At 70.7% G+C, this 18,782-nt stretch carries 18 protein-coding genes and 2 pseudogenes (1 of these 20 cut by a window edge); 9 read left to right on the top strand and 11 right to left on the bottom strand.

Features of this window, described 5'->3' with window-relative positions; genetic code table 11:
* Together OG344_RS18460 and OG344_RS18455 are read left to right on the top strand one after the other, a co-directional pair.
* On the top strand, positions 1-412 hold the final stretch of the coding sequence (locus OG344_RS18460; protein ID WP_405084156.1) for an AI-2E family transporter. 701 nt of this gene lie to the left of the window's left edge; 412 of the gene's 1,113 nt are visible here — the last part of the coding sequence; the start codon falls outside the window, past its left edge; its stop codon occupies positions 410-412.
* Between the two features lie 99 nt (positions 413-511).
* On the top strand, positions 512-922 hold the full coding sequence (locus OG344_RS18455) for a hypothetical protein (RefSeq protein ID WP_327044531.1): 411 nt from the start codon (positions 512-514) through the stop codon (positions 920-922).
* A gap of 10 nt (positions 923-932) precedes the next feature.
* On the opposite strand, the gene OG344_RS18450 is transcribed toward OG344_RS18455, so the two are convergent.
* The 6 genes from OG344_RS18450 to OG344_RS18425 all read right to left on the bottom strand — a co-directional run bounded on the left by OG344_RS18450 (position 933) and on the right by OG344_RS18425 (position 9,255).
* The gene (locus OG344_RS18450; protein ID WP_405084155.1) at positions 933-2,306 is read right to left on the bottom strand and encodes a hypothetical protein; all 1,374 of its coding nucleotides are present in this window, start codon (positions 2,304-2,306) and stop codon (positions 933-935) included.
* Between the two features lie 350 nt (positions 2,307-2,656).
* Entirely contained in the window at positions 2,657-4,129 is a 1,473-nt protein-coding gene (locus OG344_RS18445; RefSeq protein WP_405084154.1) for a carbohydrate-binding protein, read from the bottom strand.
* A gap of 49 nt (positions 4,130-4,178) precedes the next feature.
* Positions 4,179-5,603 (bottom strand): carbohydrate binding domain-containing protein, encoded by a 1,425-nt coding sequence (locus OG344_RS18440; protein WP_405084153.1) that lies wholly within the window; start codon positions 5,601-5,603, stop codon positions 4,179-4,181.
* 377 nt (positions 5,604-5,980) lie between these two features.
* The gene (locus tag OG344_RS18435; protein ID WP_327044527.1) at positions 5,981-7,021 is read right to left on the bottom strand and encodes a glycosyl hydrolase family 18 protein; all 1,041 of its coding nucleotides are present in this window, start codon (positions 7,019-7,021) and stop codon (positions 5,981-5,983) included.
* A gap of 249 nt (positions 7,022-7,270) precedes the next feature.
* Entirely contained in the window at positions 7,271-7,870 is a 600-nt protein-coding gene (locus tag OG344_RS18430; RefSeq protein ID WP_405084152.1) for a hypothetical protein, read from the bottom strand.
* A complete protein-coding gene (locus OG344_RS18425) occupies positions 7,867-9,255 on the bottom strand; it encodes a selenium-binding protein SBP56-related protein (RefSeq protein WP_405084151.1) in 1,389 nt (462 codons plus the stop codon). Before OG344_RS18425 ends, OG344_RS18430 begins: the two co-directional genes overlap by 4 nt.
* Before the next feature lie 120 nt (positions 9,256-9,375).
* Between OG344_RS18425 and leuE the strand changes: the two genes are divergently transcribed.
* Complete coding sequence (gene leuE / locus OG344_RS18420) at positions 9,376-10,104, top strand: leucine efflux protein LeuE (RefSeq protein WP_405084150.1); 729 nt, start codon at positions 9,376-9,378, stop codon at positions 10,102-10,104.
* Between the two features lie 24 nt (positions 10,105-10,128).
* Here leuE and OG344_RS18415 read toward each other — a convergent pair whose 3' ends face one another.
* The gene (locus tag OG344_RS18415) at positions 10,129-10,974 is read right to left on the bottom strand and encodes an LLM class F420-dependent oxidoreductase (RefSeq protein WP_405084149.1); all 846 of its coding nucleotides are present in this window, start codon (positions 10,972-10,974) and stop codon (positions 10,129-10,131) included.
* A gap of 281 nt (positions 10,975-11,255) precedes the next feature.
* Between OG344_RS18415 and OG344_RS18410 the strand changes: the two genes are divergently transcribed.
* Entirely contained in the window at positions 11,256-11,897 is a 642-nt protein-coding gene (locus OG344_RS18410; RefSeq protein ID WP_150940329.1) for a VC0807 family protein, read from the top strand.
* Between the two features lie 200 nt (positions 11,898-12,097).
* Here OG344_RS18410 and OG344_RS18405 read toward each other — a convergent pair whose 3' ends face one another.
* Complete coding sequence (locus OG344_RS18405; protein WP_405089223.1) at positions 12,098-12,544, bottom strand: hypothetical protein; 447 nt, start codon at positions 12,542-12,544, stop codon at positions 12,098-12,100.
* Positions 12,545-12,688: 144 nt separating this feature from the next.
* Between OG344_RS18405 and OG344_RS18400 the strand changes: the two are divergent.
* Together OG344_RS18400 and OG344_RS18395 are read left to right on the top strand one after the other, a co-directional pair.
* Positions 12,689-13,369 (top strand): annotated as a pseudogene (locus OG344_RS18400) (DUF222 domain-containing protein); the annotation flags it as partial.
* 358 nt (positions 13,370-13,727) lie between these two features.
* Positions 13,728-14,837 (top strand): DUF222 domain-containing protein, encoded by a 1,110-nt coding sequence (locus OG344_RS18395; RefSeq protein WP_405084148.1) that lies wholly within the window; start codon positions 13,728-13,730, stop codon positions 14,835-14,837.
* Positions 14,838-14,883: 46 nt separating this feature from the next.
* Here the strand turns inward: OG344_RS18395 and OG344_RS18390 are convergent, their stop codons facing one another.
* Positions 14,884-15,810 (bottom strand): RNA-guided endonuclease InsQ/TnpB family protein, encoded by a 927-nt coding sequence (locus OG344_RS18390; RefSeq protein WP_405084147.1) that lies wholly within the window; start codon positions 15,808-15,810, stop codon positions 14,884-14,886.
* A gap of 34 nt (positions 15,811-15,844) precedes the next feature.
* Here OG344_RS18390 and tnpA point away from each other — a divergent pair.
* Positions 15,845-16,094: pseudogene (gene tnpA, locus OG344_RS18385) on the top strand (IS200/IS605 family transposase); the annotation flags it as partial.
* A gap of 205 nt (positions 16,095-16,299) precedes the next feature.
* On the opposite strand, the gene OG344_RS18380 reads toward tnpA, so the two are convergent.
* Positions 16,300-16,758 carry a nuclear transport factor 2 family protein gene (locus tag OG344_RS18380; protein WP_327044520.1) on the bottom strand — a complete coding sequence of 153 codons (459 nt, stop codon included), beginning with the start codon at positions 16,756-16,758 and terminating at the stop codon, positions 16,300-16,302.
* A gap of 44 nt (positions 16,759-16,802) precedes the next feature.
* Between OG344_RS18380 and OG344_RS18375 the strand changes: the two genes are divergently transcribed.
* Positions 16,803-17,528, top strand: a complete 726-nt coding sequence (locus OG344_RS18375) for an SDR family oxidoreductase (RefSeq protein ID WP_405084146.1) — start codon at positions 16,803-16,805, stop codon at positions 17,526-17,528.
* Positions 17,529-17,597: 69 nt separating this feature from the next.
* Positions 17,598-18,491: an aryldialkylphosphatase gene (locus tag OG344_RS18370; RefSeq protein ID WP_327044518.1), complete on the top strand. Its 894-nt coding sequence runs from the start codon at positions 17,598-17,600 to the stop codon at positions 18,489-18,491.
* 15 nt (positions 18,492-18,506) lie between these two features.
* Here the strand turns inward: OG344_RS18370 and OG344_RS18365 are convergent, their stop codons facing one another.
* Complete coding sequence (locus OG344_RS18365) at positions 18,507-18,680, bottom strand: ATP-binding protein (RefSeq protein WP_405084145.1); 174 nt, start codon at positions 18,678-18,680, stop codon at positions 18,507-18,509.
* Between the last annotated feature and the right edge of the window lie 102 nt (positions 18,681-18,782).

The following is an 18,782-nucleotide window of genomic DNA, read 5'->3' as shown; positions in this document are numbered from 1 at the left end:
CTACATCCCGAACATCGGGTTCATCCTCGGCCTCATCCCTCCGGCGTTACTCGGACTGCTGGAGGGCGGGCCCAAGACGATGCTGCTGGTCATCGTGGCTTACATGGCGATCAACGTGGTGATCCAGTCGTTCATCCAGCCGAAATTCCTGGGGGACGCCGTGGGACTGTCCACGACGGCCACGTTCCTCTCACTGATCGTCTGGGGCTGGGTGCTCGGCCCGCTCGGCGCCCTGCTCGCGATTCCGCTGAGCCTGCTCGTCCGCGCCCTGCTCGTCGACAGCGATCCGGACGGCGCCTGGACCGCCGCGCTCATCTCCGGGCGGCTGCCGGAACGCTCCGCGCGGCCCCGCCCTGAAACGCCCCCAGAAACGCGCCCCGAAACGCGTCCGGCGCCTCCCTGCGATCACTGACCGCACATCGCCGGCCGCCGCCGGACGCTCCTCGACACGGACCGGTTCCGCGGGGTGCGGCGAAGGGTACGGCGGGGCGCTCCGGCTTAGGGTCTGGTCATGCGGCGATGGGACGACGACGAGCGGCTGACCGGGATCACGGACGCCTCGGCGATGGAGCCACAGGTGCGGGCCCTGCTCGACGCGATGGGGAGGGACGGATGGGTCACCGAGGAGCCCGAGGCGCACCTGCTTCCCCATCTGCGCCGGGCGTGCGGGTCGGAGTGGCTGCTCACCGGTGAACGCCTGCTCGACGACGGCGTGTACGAGGTGACGGTCTCGCTGTCCGGCGACAGGGAAGGCGTCCACGTGCACCGCGACGTGATCCGCCTGCTGTCGTCGATCGCCGAGTCCGCCTTCTTCGTACGGGAGGCGGGGCCGGGCGTGTTCGAGTGCGTGACCGGGCGGCTCGACGGCGACCCGCCCGGTTACCAGGGCCATGGTCACCTGGTCCGGCTCATCGTGACCTGAGCGGCCGGGCTCACACGGCCTGTACGCGTGCTCTCCCGTCCGGCGCGGGCAGCGGCATGCCCTCGGCGTACCTCCGCTTCCACGGGATGGCCGCGGCCAGCAGCGGAAAGATCAGCAGCGAACTGATCGCCCATGGTGAGTGCAGTTCCATCCAGGCGGACCCGTGGAACTGGGTGAGCACGATGTATCCCGCCGCGGCCCACAGCGTGCTGCCGAGGATCGCCGGCCAGGCCCAGCGAGTCGGCCGCGCGACCAGGAACGGCATGAACCACAGCAGATACTGCGCGCCGAGGCGCGGTGTGAGGATCATGAAGGACAGCAGGATGGCGATCGTGACGTCGACGGGATCGGCCCTGCGCCACCAGACGAGACAGGCGACGATCGAGGCGTAGATGAGATACTGACCGATCCTCGCCGGAGTCGGATCGAGGTTCCAGTTGCCGCCACTGACCAGCGCGGTCCAGCCCCAGTCTCCCGTGATCGGGCGGACGTCACTGGGCCGCAGGCCGATGGTGTTCAGCACCTCCGGAAGCTGCCGCCACTCCGTCCAGCCGCCGATGGGGAGCGTCAGCAGGAAGAACACCGGCGGAAGGGCGACGGCGACCAGCGCGACCAGCCGGCTGCGGAGCCCCGGCAGGAACATCAGCATCGCCGGGACGAGGATCACGGGCCAGCTCTTCGCGCACAGCGCGAGGCCCATGAGCACGCCCGCCCCGACCGCCCCCCACGTCGCCGCGCGGTCCGCCTCCGCCGGGCGGACCAGCCGCCGGACGATCTCGCCCGGCGGGATCCACGGCAGCGGCAGCGTGCGGTCCGCGATCCGCAGATGTGCCCACGGCAGCGGCTCCGGCCGGCGCCAGTCGCCGGGGCCTCGCGCCACGACGTACGCCGCGACGCCGAAGACCAGCGACACCGGCTCGACCTGGCCGTGTACGGAGGCGACGAGGATCGCGAGAGGGTTGCAGGCGTACTGGAAGGCGCGAAGTTTCGCGGTCCGTCCCCCGGCCAGCCTGCCGACCAGCGGGATCAGCACGATATCGGCGACGACCGTGACGATCCGGCCGGCGTAGTCCCAGGTGACGCCCAGCCACAGCAGCAGGCCGTACAGGTAGGGGATCATCGGCAGGAAGTGCCAGCCGCCGTTGCTTTCGAGCACCGGGTCGCGGCCTTCGACGATCGCCCTGCCCGCGGGCTGGAAGCTGTTCACGTAGTCGATCGGCTGGAACTTGGTGTCCTTGGCCGCCAGGACCATGATCAGAACACGTACGGCGATGCCGAGCGTCAGCGTGACGGCCAGCGACGGCCGCCAGCCCTTCCACTGGGCGACGAGCGCCAGTACGACGCCGGTGGCGAGGACGATGCTGGTGGGGATCGCGTATTCCATGACGATGCCAAGCCTGCCCGACAGACGGCAAAACTCGCGACTCAAAGACGTTTTCGGTTGTCCACCCGTCGCACTACGTCACTATTCGGGGTACTGTGAGCACGGAGCGTAGCATTCGGGAGACCTCGATGAAGATTCGCCTGTGGATCACTCTTGTCATGGCCGTGATCGTCGGCATGTTGATCGGCCTGCTGGCCCCCACGCACGGGGGCGACCGGCGCGTCGCGTAGGGGGTGTCGGGCTCGCGGCGCCGGCCGCCTGCCGAGGAGCTCCGAGGAGCTCCGGGACCGGGCCCGGTGTGCCGGGCCCGGCCTCCTTTCACAAGGGCCTGCTTCTCCTCGTCGCCGGGGTCAGAAGCCCGCGGTGACCCGGGTGAAGTCCCAGTCGCTCTGCGCGATGCCGCTGCAGTTCGACACCACCCCGCCGCCCGGGCAGCCGCGGTCGCGGTTGACCGACCAGAAGGCGAGCCGGCCGAGGCCCTTCGACTTGGCGTAGTCGCGGATCTGGGTCCAGGTGGACACCGAGGTCAGCTCTTGCTGGTCGGAAAGGCCGTTCATGCCCGAGATGCCCATGTGAGCGTACGCCTGGGCGTCGCTCCAGCCCCAGGCCGACTTGAGCGCGTTCTTCAGGCCCTCGGCCGCGTTGACGGTGTTCTGGTACATGTTCGCGCCGCCGCCGAAGTCGAACGGCATGATCGTGTAGTTGTCGATGTCCACGCCGAGCGCCTTCGACTGGTTGATCAGCCGCGTGCCCCACCAGCTCGGGCCGGTCGTGCTGGTGCCGAAGGTGACGACGACCTTGACGTTCGGGTTGTTCTGCTTGACGATCTTGAGCCCGCCGAGGATGCGGTCCTGGACGGCCTCGTTCTCGAACTCGTCGGAGTTCTCGATGTCGAAGTCGACCGCGGCGGGGCTGTACGCGTTGATCACCTGCTGGACCGCCGAGGCGAAGGCGGACGAGCTGGAGCAGTTCGGGCCGAGCTTGTTGCCCTGCCAGCCGCCGAAGGAGATCTGGACGTTGCCGCCGGCGGCCTTGATCTGCGAGATCGCGGTGGCGTCGGCGCTGCCGGACAGCGGGCGCGAGCCGTCCCACGCCGGGACGCAGCCGCCGCCGGAGAGCATGAAGGCCATCGTGAACTGCTTGACCCCGGTGGCGTTCATGACGGTGGCGGGGTTCGGCGGGTTGCCCCAGCCCTCGTAGAGGTAGGGCGCGCCGGGAAGCTTGCCGCCGCTCGCGGGGCAGCCCGTGGTGGTGCCGGTCACCGACCCGCTCGTCGCGGACTCGCCGTTGCTGTTGTACGCCTTGACCGTGTACGTGTGGGTGGTGCAGGTGCCGAGGCCGGAGATCGTGGCGCTGGTGCCGCTGACGGTCGCCTTGACCGACGTGCCCTCGTAGACGCGGTATCCGGTCACCGTGCCGCTCGACGCCCCCCAGGACAGCGAGATCGACGAGCCGCTGGTGCCGGTAACGGACGGATTGCCCGGCTTGCCCGGCGCGCCGGACGGAGGCGTCGGGCTCGGGGACGGGTTGCCTCCGCCGCTCACCGGCTTCCAGAGCGCCGGGACGATCGGCGGTTCCCAGCCGGTCAGGGAGGTGTGCGCCTGGATGCACTCGTAGTCGACGCCCTGGTAGGTGACGCGGGCGCCGACGGCGTACCAGGTGTTCGGGGCCCAGGCCGCGTAGGCCAGCGTGACCAGGCCGCTCGGGGCCGCCGAGGCGGAGGCGGTGGTTCCCGCGACCAGTCCGGCGACCGCCAGGAGGAGGGAGGCGACCAGGGCGAGCGCCGCCCTGACCTGCCGGCGCGTACGGAAGCGAAGCTGCATTCTTCCTCGCAAGGTGGGTGGGGGGTGAGTGGGGAGGATCGAGGGGGGTTCAGCCCGTGAAGGCCTTGAAGATGTCGGTGAACTCGTAGGCGGACTGGGAGACGCCGCTGCAGGTGGGCGAGAGCGTGCCGTTCGGGCAGCCGCCGTTGTCCCGGCCCACCGACCAGAAGCCGATCCGCCCCACGTGATTGGCCTGCGCGTACGACAGGAGCGTGCGGGCGTCGGCCTGGGAGGTCACCTGGCCCGTGTCGTTCTTGCCGATCATCGGGGTGAGGCCGAGCATCCGCCTGATCTGCGCGTCGGTCTTCGACGGCCAGATCTGTTTCAGCTGCGCCACGGTGGCGTTCGCCGCGCCGACCATCGCGGCGCCCCAGGCGCCGGAGTAGCCGAAGTCCATCAGCATCGGGTTGACCAGGACGTTCAGGCCCCTGGCCGCCGCGTCCTGGAGGATCTGCACCGAGAACGGGTCGACGCCGTAGTCCTGGCCCTGCACCCGCAGCGTGTAGCTGATCACGGTGCCGCGCTCGGCCTGCAGCTGCCTGAGCGCCGTGTTGACCTTGGCGGCGTCGATGGACGCCTCGACGTCCACGTCCAGATAGTTGGTGCCGACCGTATCCAGCACCTTCTTGTACGCCGCGAGCAGCGCCGCCGAGGTGCCGCAGGTGTGCTCCAGGTAGGGCCCCACGGCGCCTCCGGTGGCCACGATCACCTGGCCGCCCCTGGCCTGCAGGCCCTTGACGTCGCCCACGATCCGCGCGTCGCCGATCGGGATCGTGCCGCCCCAGGCCGGGTTGCAGCCCGTGCTGTCCCCCAGCGCGAAGGCGAGGGTGTAGTTCTTCACGCCCGTCGCGGTGTACGCGCTCACCAGCGACGGCGTGGTCATCGTGATGTCGACGTACGGCGCGAAGGTGATCGCGCCCGGGTTGGGCGGCGGCCCGGAGGGCGACGGGCTGACCGAGGGCGAGGGCGAGGGCGAGGGCGAGGGCACGGTGCCGGGGCCGTCGAGGATGACGTCGTCGGCGTAGTAGGTGCCCTGGCCGTACCAGCCGTTGACGTAGACCGTCACGCTCGTCGTCGCGGATCCGGTGGTGAAGGACGTGGCCAGGCGAGACCACACCGGCCCCGGCGAGGCCCACGTCTGCACCTCGACCCCGGCGCCGGTCGCGCCCAGGAACACGTAGTTGCCCTGCACCCAGGCCGACAACGCGTACGTCGTGGACGGCTTCACCGCGATCGTCTGCTGGCACCGCGCGTAGTCGTTGCCGACCGGCGTCGCCGACAGCGCCCTGGACCCGCCGTGCACCGGACTCGACACCACCTGTGCCGTCGGCGCGCACGTCCAGCCCGACAGGCCCGACTCGAAGCCCGGGTTGGCGGCGATGTTCGCGGCCCGGGCCGTTCCGGTGAAGACGCCGGTGAGCAGGGCGGCGAGGGCGAGGGACGCCGCCGTGCCGGCTCCGATGACCTTTCTCATGCGCGCCGTCCCGGGTACGGAGCGACGGTCGTGGAGAACTCGCGGCGCGGATTCGTGATCTGCATGGTCACAACCTCTGTGGGGGGTGAACGGGAGGTTGGGGGAACGGCATTCTTTTAGGAAAGTTTCCTAAGAGTTGCACGGATCGTAGCCCCCTGGTCGCGTGCCTGCAAGACCCAATTCGACAGCGTTCCTAACGCAGGCTGTCAGGCCGGGGTCGAGGCCGCGGACGCGGTGGGCGGCTGCCCGCACGCCCCTCGGACCGCGAACCCCGGTGAAGCCGGGAGGGCCCAGTGGTGAGCGTCGTGGTGAGCGTCGTGGAGAGCGTGCGGTTCGGGGTGCTCGGCACGTTGCGTGCGGAGGGGCCGGGATGCGGTTCAGCGGAGGATGGTGCCCTCGCGCAGGGCGTGCCGTCCTCCGCTCTGGACGGTGACAAAGTCGACCACCCCGGTCAGCTTCTGCAGGTCGAAGCCCGCCTTGACGCGGTCCGGCTCGGCCGGCACGTAGACGGTGAGCAGGTAGCGGCGTCGGTTGGCCACGCCGAGCGCGTCGAGTTGCGCGCGGAACTCGGCCAGCAGAGCCGTCAGGTGACGCCTGTCGTCGGCCCCGACGTGGTTGCCCAGGTGGCCCTCTTCACCGGGCCACTCCCAGTCGACGTCGATGCCGTCGAAGACGCCCGCGGCGCTGCCCGGTCCGCCTCGGCTGCCCACGCCCGGCAGATCACCCCTGATGTACGCGTCGAGGCACGACTTGACGAACCGCTGCCGGGTGGCGGCGGTTCGCGCGACGTCCGAGAAATACTTGGAGTACGTCCAGCCTCCGATGGAGATGAGCGTTCTCAGGTTGGAATGCCGGGCCTTCAGCTTCTTCAGCTGGTTGAAGTTTCCGGCGAGCCGGGCGTCCGGAGGGTCCGCCCTGCCGTCCAGCGACTCGGCCGCCGTGAAACCCCGCTGGTAGTCGGCCCAGGCGTCACCCGCGCCGTCGCCCTGGTCGGGGTCCTCGGGATCGGGCGCGGGCGGCCGGGTGACGCCGTTCAGGCAGGTCAGCGACGTCGGGTCGATGTTCGCGAAGGCGTAGACGGCGTGCGTCAGCCTGCTCGCCTGCCCGCTCTCCTCCAGGTCGCGCACGGTCGAGGTGGCGCCGTACGCGCCGCGCTGGGGGACGTACCCGACCCTGATCGGGCGCGGCGAGGGGGAGGGTCTGGGGGTGACCGTGACGGTGACCGTCACCTCGGGCATGGGCACGGACTCGCTCTCCACCCGGGTCGCCGCCGCCTGCGCGGCCGTGACCGTGCTCCGCGCCGCGGGGGCGGCGGCGGTCCCGGTCGCCCGGGCCGGGTCGAAGCAGGCGATGAGCAGGGCGGAAAGCACGGCGGACAGGACCACGACGGTGAAGGCGCCACGCGTGATCGCTTGCATGGTTGCTCCGAACGGAAAAGGGACCTCCGGCGTCGGAACGCCGAGGGGAGGGAATGCCGCGGGAGCGTAGTGACGTCTTCGACCGGCGGACAACCGGCCCAGTCTTAACGCCGCATTATGGCGGGCTCATGTCGCAGGTGGGCGCGTTCCAGCGAGCCGACCTGCTGCTTTTCATCATGGCGGTGGTCCCTGCAAATTTCACCCCTGCGGCTGAGAACGCACGCGGGGCCTGTCCCTACGGATCGACGGTCAGACGGCGGCGACGAGGGTGAGGACGCCCGCGCCGACCAGGGCGAAGGCCCACATCCGGTCGAGGTTGAACCAGGCCCGGCGCAGGACGGCGACGCCGAGGAACTCGTACACGACCACCGCGACCACGGTCGCCGTCAGGAACATCGCGAGCGTGTGCACGCCGGCGACGAACAGCCCGCCGGACAGCGCGTGCCCGTGGTGGCTCGCGGGCATCCGGGTGAGGACGGGCAGCAGCATCAGCCCCGCGCCGTGCATCGACGACATCAGGAACGACCAGGCGGCCAGTTGCGGCAGCGACAGCCGCATGCCCACCCAGCGGAAGTGCCGCCGGGCGAGCAGATGCCACAGCCCGAACCCGACGAGCAGGACCCCCGCCCCGATCGCGAGGGCCGTCCCGGTCACGAGCGACCCGGTCGCGGACACCACCGCCACCACCACGGCCACCGACGCGAGGTGGCCGAGCGCGATGACCGGGAGGGACTGCAGCAGCAGGTCGCGGCTGCGCTCCTGCAGTCCCCGGGCGACGGCGAACAGCCAGCCCATCGCGGGGTTGATCCCGTGGAAGGCGCCGAGCAGGATGACCGCGGTCAGTGTCACGGGTAGCAGTAGGAGTCGGAGGACGCGTCGCCGCCCTGCAGCCGGGTCTGGTGCGGGCGCAGGCCGCGGAAGTCGTCGCCGTGCGGGAAGAACCGCTCGTCGAGCGTGAAGCCGTCCGCGTCGATCTTCGCCATCCACGCGCCGACCCCGTCCGGGTAGAACTGGTCGTCCCAGGCGCCGTAGAGGGAGTTGGTGACGTAGACCCGGCGGCCGTCGCGGCTCACCTCGACCATCTGCGGCCCGCCCGCGAGCCGCTCGTCCGGAGCGGCGGGGTGGGCGGCCCGGTCCACGATGCCGCCGAGGCGGATCGAGCCGATCTCGACCGGCTTGAACGGGTCGGACACGTCGTACTGCTTGAGCTCTCCGGTGCCCCAGCACGACACGTACAGCCGCTGGTCGTCCACCGACAGGTCGATGTCGGTGACGAGCGGCGGCACCGCGCCGAACGGCTTGAGCACGTCGGGCAGGTCGTCCGGCGAGGCGGGCTCGGCGGGGATCGTGATGACCTTGGTCGCCGCCCAGCGGGAGCCCTCCTTGTGCCACACCCACACCGAGGCCGACAGGTCCTCGACGCTGACGACGACCCCGGCGAAGCCGTACGTCTTCGTCGGGTCGTGGGCGGGGCGCAGTTCCAGCGTCATCTGGTGCTGGTCGCCGAGGTCGACCTCCTGGACGTGCCGGCGCTTGCGCAGGTCCCAGAAGTGCAGCTTGTGGCCGTATTTGCGGCCGAGCAGCAGTTCGCCGACCACCCCGTCCTCGATCATGGAGGGCGTGCCCCACTCGGAGGTGACCAGCACGTCGTGGTTGATGTGCCACCAGAAGTCGTAGGCGAGGTACTGCGGACCGCGGTCGACCTCCCACCTGCCGAGGACCTCGAACGTGTTGTGGTCGAGGATGGCGATGCCGCCCGGGCCGTCGTCGCCGTAGCCGCCGAGCGCGCTGACGTAAAGCCCCTCGGGACCGCAGTGGACGGTGTGCGGGCGGGAGTAGCCGGCCCGCTTGCCCAGCTCCTCGGGCTCGACGACCTTCACGAGCTCGGGGCTGACCCGGTCCTTGGTGTCGTACACGTAGATCCGCGACGACCGCAGGCCGGGAACGATCAGGTAGCGCCGCTCCACGTGCGGGTGCGGCGCGTACGGGCAGAGGGCGCTGCTGCAGGCGTTCCAGCCGAAGTGGTGCAGCTCGTCCCCTGTGTGCGGCAGGTCCGTCCAGCCGGCCACCGTCCCGTACGCCGGAGAGGCGGGGTCGGTGTCGAGCACGGCGAGCGCGTCGGGCCGCTCGGCCGACCGGTCGAAGGCGGCCACGTAGGCCAGCTTCTCCGGCGGCGCCTCCGCCGCGTCGCGGGGAGATGGATAGAAGGTGGGATCGGGCTTCCACAGCGTCATGGGCCCAACAATTGTCCTTATTACCCATAGGGTCAATAGGTATCTTCCGGCTCTTAAACTGCCGTGACCAGGTGCTGTGCGGAGCTATACCCTGACTTATCACGCTTTACGGAGGCAGGGTTGTTCTTCGGCATCACCAACATCTGGACCTACGTGGTCGGCTCGTTCCTGATCGTCCTGCTGCCCGGGCCGAACTCGCTCTTCGTCCTGTCCACCGCCGCCCAGCGCGGAGTCCGGCGCGGCTACCGGGCCGCGGCCGGGGTCTTCGTCGGCGACTCGCTGCTCATGTTCCTGTCGGCCGCCGGGGTCGCGTCGCTGCTCAAGTCCACGCCCGTGCTCTTCACGATCGTGAAGTACTCGGGCGCGGTCTACCTCGGCTGGATCGGCTTCGGCATGCTGCGCGGCGCCTGGCGCTCGCTGCGCGCCTCCCGCGCCAGGACCGCCCCGCCCGAAACCGGGGCCGCCGCCGAGACCGTCCGGGAGAACCCCGCGGATGCCGCCCGGACGACCGGGCCCGCCGGGGAGCACGCGGCGGCCGACGAGCGGCGCGACCCGTTCCGGAAGGCGCTCACGATCAGCCTCCTCAACCCCAAGGCGATCCTGTTCTTCGTGGCGTTCTTCGTACAGTTCGTGGATCCGACGTACGGCGCGCCGGCGCTGTCGTTCCTGATCCTGGCGCTGATCGTGCAGGTGTTCAGCGTGACCTACCTGACCGCCCTCATCTTCGGCGGCACGTTCCTCGCGGCCCACTTCCGCCGCCGCCGCAGGCTCGCGGCCGGGCTCACGTCGGGAGTGGGCGCGCTCTTCCTGGGCTTCGGCGCCAAACTGGCCACCGCCACGCTCAACTGAGCGGCGGCCCGCACGGGGCCGTCCTCACTCGCCGTGCGCGTCGGCCAGGGCGGTCTCGAACGCGTCCATCTCCCGCTGGACCCTGTCGTATCCGGCCGACGGCAGCCAGGCCATGACACGTGAGACCCCCGCCGCCTCGCACCGCTCCAGCGCGGCGGGGTCCGCCGGGACGGCCAGCATCACGACCTCGACGTGCCGGCCCGCCTCCTCCGCCCGCCGGAACAGTTCGGGGATCCGCTCCAGGACCCCCGGGCCGTAGTTGGGCAGCCAGGCGTCCCCGTACTCCAGGACCCGGTCGAACACCCGCGGCCCGACCCCGCCCACAAGAATCGGCGGGTGCGGGCGCTGGGCCGGCTTGGGCCACGACCAGATGGGGTCGAACGACACGAACTCCCCGTGGTACTCCGCCTCGTCGCGGGTCCAGATCTCCCGCATGGCCTGCACGCGCTCCCGCATCAGCGCGAACCGGCGGGCGGGGTCGGTCCCGTGGTTGCGCATCTCCTCGCGGTTCCAGCCCGCCCCGATGCCGAACTCGAACCGCCCGCCGGTCAGGTCGTCCACGCTCGCGACCGTCTTCGCGAGGCCGATGGGCTCGTGCTCCGGCACCAGGCAGATGCCGGTGCCCACCCGCAGGCGGGTCGTCGCGGCCCCGGCCGCCATCGACGCGACGAACGGGTCGTAGGTGTGCCAGTATCGCCGCGGCAGTTCGCCGCCCCGCTCGTCCTCCGGCGCCTCGCCGCCGGGCGGCACGGGGATGTGCGTGTGCTCGGTGAACAGCAGCGCCGCGTGGCCGCGCTGCTCCACGAGGCGCGCGAGCGTATCCGGACGAACCGCATCATGAGTTGCGAAGTACCCGAATCCCGTATTCATCCCGTCACCGTAACCCGCGCCCGTGTCAGCGGGGAAAGCGGCCCGAGGCGCACGACGAAGCCGCGACCAGCGCAATCGTTTCGTCGGCGGACTCTCAAATGACATGCCGCATCGGTATCGGACGACACCTCGGTCAGTGCTTCAGGCCCGTCAAGGCCGTACCGTCAGGTACGGTAAGCCACCGATGCACCACCTTCCCTGGGCGTTTCCGACCGCGATGTCCGGGTAGGCGCGTTTGCCAACTACAGCGTCGGTCTCCCCCGCCGGCCCGTTGGAGTGTCATGAACCACACGCCCTTCGCCATGCCCAGGCTCACCGCCCTGATCAAACAGGCGGTCCCCCGGCTCCTCGAAGGTGTGGTGGCTCCTCTCGCCGTTTTCTACGCGGCACTCGCGGTGCTCGGCCTGCGCGGCGCGCTGATGGCGGCGATCTCCTGGGTCTACCTCGGCGTGCTGTGGCGCCTGGTGCGGCGCCAGCCGGTGCCCGGCACGATGATCTTCGCCGCCATCGCCATCACCGTACGGACGGTGCTCGGCCTGTGGAGCGGCAGCGCGGTGGTCTACTTCATCCAGCCGGAACTCGGCACGATCGTCATCAGCATGGTGCTGCTGGCGTCCGTCCGGATGCGCCGTCCCCTCGTGGAGAAGCTGACGCTCGACTACATCCACCTGCCGTCCTTCGTGCTGCGGCACCAGCGCGTCCAGCGGTTCTTCGCCCGGATCACGCTGCTGTGGGCGTTCGTTCTGCTGGTCAACTCGAGCGTGAGCATCTGGCTGCTGCTGCACCAGTCGATCGGCACCTACCTGCTGGTCCGGACGACCGCCGTGGCGGTCATCACCGGGATCGCCTTCCTGGCGTCCGTCTGGGCGTTCCGCAGGGTCCTCCGGCGGCTGCACACGGAGGCCCCGGCGGTCACCGGTTAGAGACGTAGTGCCTGTTCATCCGGCCGCCCGTCATTCTCGCCGCGGCTCCGCCTGACCGGACCATCCCGCCGGTCCCGGCAGTCAGCGCGGCCGGACGAGCATCAAAGCGACCCGCTTTCGGTGCGCCGGTGAACCTCGTCCGCCGTACACGGAGAGAGCCGGATCGGCGGCGCCCGCGAGGACGGCAGGGCCATCGCTCCTCAGCAGAGCACCGTCAACTGGCGCACCCTGAGCACCGACATTTCTGCGCGCCTGTGATTCCAACAAATCGCTTTGCAGGGGTGTTCATGGTGCGGTGACATGAAAGAATCAATACAAGCTTTCGAATACATCGGGGAGGTGCGATGGATCCGTTCGATATTGATCATGAGCACCTCGCTCGTTCGAACAATATCGGCGATGACGACTGGTGGGAGCGGCTCACGGCCGGCTCGCCCCTCTGGTCTATGGAAGACTCTCTCGCCCGCGAGTACGTCTCCATCGTTGACCCCGAGCCGCGAAAGCACGCGAGCCGGCGCAGCGACTCGGCCAAGATCCCCCTCATCCAGGCGTTCGCGAAGAAAACCAGTGCCGTTGACGACTCCGCCATCGGTGATGCCGCGAGCGGTGCTTCTCCTGAAGGCCCTTCTGACGGTGCCGATGTTCACGGCGCTGCTGCCGGTTCTCCCGGCACGGGCAATCACACAGGACGTGCCGACAGCGGCGATCCCGATGGTGCGCCCAGGGGCGCGTCTGATGGTGCTTCCAGTGGTGCTTCTGGCGGTGCCTGTGATGCCGGGTCGTCGTCGTGGGTGGCGGTGGCGGCGGTTGTCGAGGCGGCTCGGGTGGTGGCGTTGGTGCCGGTGCCTGAGGACGCGGGTGTGTGTCTGGCCGAGGCGGAGGAGTTGCTTGCGGTCCGTGATCGGATCACGTCGGCGTTGGCCGCCCGGGTGGGTCGTGTCCATCGGGCCGGGGAGGCGAAGAATCACGGCCATGCGTCCACGAAGTTGTGGTTGCGGTCCGCTGGGGGGATGACCCCTGCGGGGGCCGGCCGGTTGGTGACGATGAGCATGGAGCTGCACCGTCTGCCGCAGGTCCGCCGCCTGTTCGCCGAGGGCAGCCTGCCCGAGGGGATTGTGGAGGCGATCTGCACCGCCACCTCTGGGCTGACCGATGACCAGGCCACCACCGCTGAGCGGATTTTGCTGGAGTTGGCGAACTCGGCGGGTGCGGCGGAGGTGGCGAAGGCGGGGCGGTATCTGCGGGCGGTGCTGGACCCCGACGGGCATGAGAAGGACGAGCAGGCCGACTTCGATCGCCGGTTCTTTAGGGTGCGCCGGCGCAGGGGCGGCGGGCTGGAGGGCGAGTTCTACCTGCCGGTGGAGGCCGCCGCGCGGTTGCAGCACCTGCTGGACGTCTACGCCAAGCCCAAGGCCGAGGGTGATGACCGGCCGTTGAGTGTGCGGAACGCGGACGCGTTGATCGCGTTCTTGGAGAACAAGATCGTGACTGAGCTTCTGGTGCTGGTCAACGCCGAGTCTCTCCCCGACGACTCTCCGAGTGGCACTCCCTGCGACGAGGGTGAGCCCATCATCGACGACGGCGAGCCCACCATTGAGGAGCCCGCCGGCGAAGAACCACACGCAGAGCCAGACGAAGAACCACACGCAGAGCCAGGGGGTGCGGAGCCGGGCGCACGGCCATCGGCCGTCAGCCCCGAACGCACAGCCACTGCGCCCCCGGCGGGCGGGGATCGCTCAGCCGGCGAGGACGGTAGCTCGACCGTCGCGCCCTCCGCTGGAGACGACACCTCCCGCGCCGCCTCCCCCGCCGCCTGCCGTGCCGCCTCCCGTGCCGCCTCCAGCGCCGCCGCGGGTGCGGGCGCGGGTGCGGGCGCTGACGGGCAGGAGCGTGTCACCGGCCGCGCGGCCGCCGGTAGCTCGCCCATGGACGGTCCGGCTGCCGCCTGGCCGCACTTCGACCCAACCGACAGCCACGAGCACGGCCACGAGCGCGGCGACCTGCGATGACGTCCAGCAGGACCACGCCAACGACCACGCCGACGACCACGCCGACGACCCTGACGACGACCCTGACGACGACCCTGACGACGACTCTGACGACGACCCCGGCACTCAGGAAGAGGGCATCGAGCGAGGACACCGCAGAAACCGAGCGCGGCCGCAGCAGGCACCCCCGCAGCAGGCACGCCCGCAGCAGACGCATGCCCCTGATCCCCCACCCGAGCCCGACGCCCCGCCGGATGCGGAAGGGAGCGCCCGGCCGGGAAGCGACGCCTGGCCTGGCGGTGGCGCCTGGCCGGGAGGCGACACCTGGGCCGGGGTGGGAGCCGATGCGCCGCCGGGTGTGGACCACGGCGGTGGTGCCCGGCCGAGTGAGAGCGCCTGGCCGGGAGGCGACGCTTGGCCTGGCGGTGGCGCCTGGCCGGGAGGCGACACCTGGGCCGGGGTGGGAGCCGACGCGCCGCCGGGAAGCAGTCCGCCGGGAGCGGGCGGCAATGCGCCGCCCGGGGCGTGGATGCGGAGGTTGCCGGGGCTGATCCTGGCGACCGGGCACCTGCTGCCCGTCTCCAGCGTGCACCGGCTCGCCCGCACCAGCAGCCTGGTGAGGATCGTCATGAACGCCGCCGGGCAGGTCCTGGACATGGGCCGCAAGGTCAGGTTGGCCACCCCCGCCCAGCGCCGGGCCGTCTTCACCCGGTACGCCACCTGCTGGGTCGACGGCTGCCCCCTGCCCGCCACCATGTGCCAGATCGATCATTGCGACAACTGGAGCAGCGGCGGGCTGACCGACCTCAAGCTGCTCGGGCCGGCCTGCCAGTTCCACAACCGCGACCGCTACCGCCACCCCACCCGCTACACCCCCCGGAAGATCGGAGACGACCGCTGGGCCTTCACCTACCGCAACCCCCGCAGCAGCAGCTCCCGGAAACGCGTTTGAACTCCTCCCCGGCCTGAAGGCCGGAGATTCTCCCGTCGCGTCGCGGTCAAGCGGCGTGCGGGGGTTGACGCTTCGCGGACCGGGCAGCCCCGAGGTCTCCACGTCCTGACACCGCAGTTCCTGCGGCGTTGCGTATGTTGATCGCGGCGTTGGTGTCGGCGTGGCCGGCCCACCCGCACGCGGGATTCACGCACGAGAACCGGGTGCCGTCCCGGGCCGCCGAGTCACGGTGGCCGCACCGGTGGCAGGTCTGCGCCGTTCCCGGGGCGGGCACCTTCACCACCAGCCCGCCGCGATCACGGGTTTTGTACTCCAGCAGGGTGACCGTCCGGCCCCACGCCTGCCCGGCGATGGCGCGGTTCAGCCCCGCCTTCTGCCGCACGTTCCGGCCGGGGTGTTCGATCGTGCCCTTGGCAGTGCGGACCATGTTCGTGATCGTCAGGTCTTCCACCACGACCACGCCGAAGGCGCGGGCGAGTTCGGTGGTGGTCTGGTGCTGCCAGTCGACGGCCCGGCGCTTGGCTGTCGCGCGGAGCCGGGCGATCCGGTCATAGGTGCGGGCCAGCCGTCTGGACGCAGGCCGGCCGGGAACGCGAGTGCGGCGCTGGCGGGCCGAGGTCTTCTCCAGCCGGCGCAGGTGTTCCTTCTCGCCGTCGCGCAGCCAGGGCCCGTGCTCGCGCATGGTGCCGTCCGACAACGCCAGGGCGACGGTGATCCCCCGGTCGATCCCGACCCGCTCGCCCCGGTGGGCGGCCGGGGCCGCCGCGACCACTGCTTCGGTGCGGAACACGATGTGCCAGCCGTAGGCGTCCTTGACCAGGCGCGCGCCGGTGATGCGCCCGGCAGGGCCGCCCCTGGTGACGCCGGGAAGATCCCTCGTCCACCGGAAGCGCACCCGCCCGACCTTGGGCAGGTTGACCGCACCCCACCGCCGGTTCACCCGCGTGACCTGCAGATCACGGGCCTGCGGCACATCCACCGCCGGCCGGGTCCGCAACCGGGGTCGGGAGTTCAACGGCGAACACGACCACGCCCACCCACTGATCCACTACCCGCCGAAGGTCGCCCTGTCCACGCTCGTCAACCCACTGAAGGGCGTCTCGGCGCGGATACTCCGCAAGGAACACAGCGCGCATGTCCGCAAGTACCTGAGGGGTGGACACTTCTGGTCCGAAGTCCTACTTCGCCGGATCAGTCGGCGGTGCACCGCTCACGGTACTCAAGCCGCACATCGAGCAGCGGCAACGCCCACCGTGACCTGCGGGTGAAGGCACGTTCGCGCCCTAGCGGGCACTCCCGCGCGGGCCTTCACCCCCGGCCTGAAGGCCGGAGCACTGGCCCGCATTCCGGTAGAGGCGGCTCGTGGGCCGGCACGGCGACGGGCCCGATCGTCGGAGGTGCCCAACGTCCGGAACAGCGCATAGCCCCGGCCCATCCGGATCCGCATCCGCATCCGGGGCGATCAGTCCATCGTGTGGGCGCGCACCGCCTCGTCGCCCCGGGTGTGCCAGGCGTCGAACGTCAGGGCCGTGACCTTCCAGCCCTCGGCCTGCCGTACGAGCCCGAGCCGGTAGACGCCCCACACCTCCCACAGGCCGCCGCCGAGCCCCTCGTCGAGCACGTTGTAGGCGTAGCCCTTCGCGGTCACGTGCGCCTCGGCGCCGTCCACGGTCACCGCGAAGTTGCTCACAGTGTGGAAGCTCTGCTTGCGGCCGTGCAGGCCGGTACGCCAGCCGTCCACGAGGGCGTCGGCGCTGATCCGGGCCGGCTCCCCGCCGTTCAGGCTGGTGAAGTCGGCGTCCACCTCGTCGTCGAACAGTTCCCGGCACACCGGCCAGTTCTTTGCGTCGACGGTGTCGAAGACTGCGGTCACCACGTCCACGATCTCGGCGCGGTCGACCAGTGCGGCGATCTGATCCATGCGCCCCATCATGCCCGTGAGATCGTGTGGTAGGCACGGTTCCCATGGGAATCGCACTTGTCACCGGCGCCTCGCGAGGGCTCGGCGCCGTCATCGTGGAACGACTCGCCGCCGACGGCTGGCACGTCGCCGTCAACTACGCCAACGACACCGCCGGGGCCTCCGCCGTCGCCGACCGCATCACCGCCGCCGGCGGCTCGGCGACGACGGCCCGGTTCGACGTCACCGATGAGCGCTCCGTACGGGAGGGCGTGGCCGCGCTCGGGCGGGTCGGCATGGTGGTGAACAACGCCACCGGCCCGCAGCCGATGATGCCGGTGGAGAAGCAGACCTGGGACGACCACCTCGGCCAGCTCCGCTTCTTCGTCAAGGCTCCCCTGCTGCTCCTGCAGGCCGTGCTGCCCGGCATGCGCGAGGCCGGCTCGGGCCGGATCGTCAACGTGGGCAGCGAGGTCTCCGACCTCGGCAACGCCGAGTTCGGGCACTACGTCTCGGCCAAGGCCGCGATGCACGGGCTCACCCGGTCGTGGGCGCGGGAGCTGGGGCCGTACGGGATCACCGTCAACACGGTCGAGCCCGGCTGGATCCCGGTGGAGCGCCACGCGGACGTGCCGCCCGAGGACTACACCGGTTATCTACGGGACGTGCCGCTGGGTCACATGGGCGTGCCGCTCGACATCGCCGAGGCGGTGGCGTTCCTGGCCTCGCCCGGCGCCCGGTTCGTGACCGGGCAGCGCCTCGCCGTCAACGGCGGCCGGACGATGAGCTGACCCTCAAGAGAGGTGAAGAATTTGGTGACCCAGAAGGGTTTTTGACAAAAAATGAGTTAATGTCCGTTCATGTCCGGCGCATATTTCCCTCGCATCCAGACCGTCACCGGCGCCCTTCCCGTCTCCGAGATCGACGGGCCGGTGCTCCCCCACGAGCACCTGCGCACCGACACCCGCTGGGGGATCGGCGTGGACTCCGATCCGTGCCGGTGGCTGGACGAGGAGCGATATGTGCTGGCCGAGATCAAGGACCTCGGCAGGGGTGAGGCGCTGGGTCTCGTCGTCGAGCACAGCTGCGTCGGCATGGCCCGCGACCCCGCGGCCCTCGCCCGCATCTCCATGGCCGCGCGGGTCCCGATCGTCGCCGCCACCGGCTTCGCCGCCCAGCCGTTCGCCGGCGCGGCGATCACCCGGTACGGCGTCGACGACCTGACCGCCGACCTCCTCCACGAGATCGGCGCCGGGCTGGACGGGACCGGCGCCCGGCCGGGCGTCATCGTCGCGGCGTCGTGGGGTGAGACGCCCGCCCCCGCCGAGGAGCGGGCGGTCACCGCCGCCGCGCGCGCCTCGCTGCGCACCGACCTCCCGGTGGCCGCCGGCGGGCTGGAGCCGCTGGAACTGCTGCTCTCCCAGAACGTGCCCGCCCAGCGGCTCAGCGCCCCGGGCGCCGACACGCCGGCCCAGCGCAAGATCGCCGAGACCGGCGCGTACGTGAGCGTGTCCTGCGCGGACGACGTGCTCACCCTCCTCGACGCCGGTCACGCCGAGCGCATCCTGGTCAGCAGCGGTGTGCGGCTGCGCGAGCACCTGGCCGGCTACGGCGGGCAGGGGTACGGCCGGCTGTTCTCCTCGGTCGTCCCGGCCCTGCGGGCCGCCGGGGTGGACGACGGCACCGTGCGCCTCGTCACCCGCGACAATCCCCTCCGCTGGCTCACCGCCGGCCAGGGCCGCCTCGCCGCCTGATCCCGCCCCTCGGACTCACCGCGTCGTCTGGCCGCGTGGACGGCGCAGGGCGAGGCGGAAGGCACAGCCCGATCCGCCGGGAGCGCCGGACGCGACGGTGAGGTCGCCGCCGTGCGCCCGGGCGATCTGCCGGGCGATGGGCAGGCCGAGGCCGGTGCCGGGCACGTCGCGGTGTCCGCGCCAGGGCACACGGCCTCCGCGGGACGGTGATCCCCCGGTCGATCCCCACCTCAGGGCCGGAGTGCGCGGAAGGGGCAGGCACCTGGCCTTCGGTCCGGAACACGAGCTCGG

It is taken from the genome of Microbispora sp. NBC_01389 (assembly GCF_045040095.1).
Classification (GTDB): Bacteria; Actinomycetota; Actinomycetes; order Streptosporangiales; family Streptosporangiaceae; genus Microbispora.
The sequence above is the reverse complement of the archived record's forward strand: the minus strand, read 5'-3'. Positions and strand labels throughout refer to the sequence as shown.